The organism is Sphingomonas sp. CFBP 8760 (genome assembly GCF_014841615.1).
In the GTDB taxonomy this organism is placed as follows: Bacteria; Pseudomonadota; Alphaproteobacteria; order Sphingomonadales; family Sphingomonadaceae; genus Sphingomonas.
This window is the reverse complement of the sequence record NZ_JACYUG010000069.1, coordinates 1-316: the sequence shown is the minus strand read 5'-3', so window position 1 is coordinate 316 and position 316 is coordinate 1. Positions and strand designations below refer to the sequence as shown.

Here is a 316-nt window from a genome sequence, read left to right as displayed (position 1 = left end):
TGGATGGTTGGTCGTCAGGCGGACGTGCTGGTATTGAGTGCCGCTGATCGCGTGTTCCTGGAATCGCAGGTGCGGCGTCACAAGGCACCGCGTTCGCTATCGGACCGCTGCCGGATGGTTTTGCTGTGTGCGGATGGGCTGCAGAGCAAGGAGGTCGCCGAGCGGCTCGGGGTTCACGAGCATACGGTCGGCAAATGGCGGCGTCGCTTTGCCCAGGCCGGCGTCGAAGGGCTGACCGACGAGTATCGGGCGGGTCGGCCGCGCACGGTGAGCGATGCACAAGTCGCGCAAGTGATCGAGCGTACGCTGAACACCA

General features: G+C 64.9%; 1 protein-coding gene. It reads left to right on the top strand.

Annotation, left to right across the window (positions count from 1 at the left end; translation table 11 throughout):
• Positions 1-3: 3 nt before the first annotated feature.
• Positions 4-316 (top strand): helix-turn-helix domain-containing protein (locus tag IFT82_RS20385; RefSeq protein WP_192129948.1); only part of this gene is annotated, 313 nt, incomplete at its 3' end.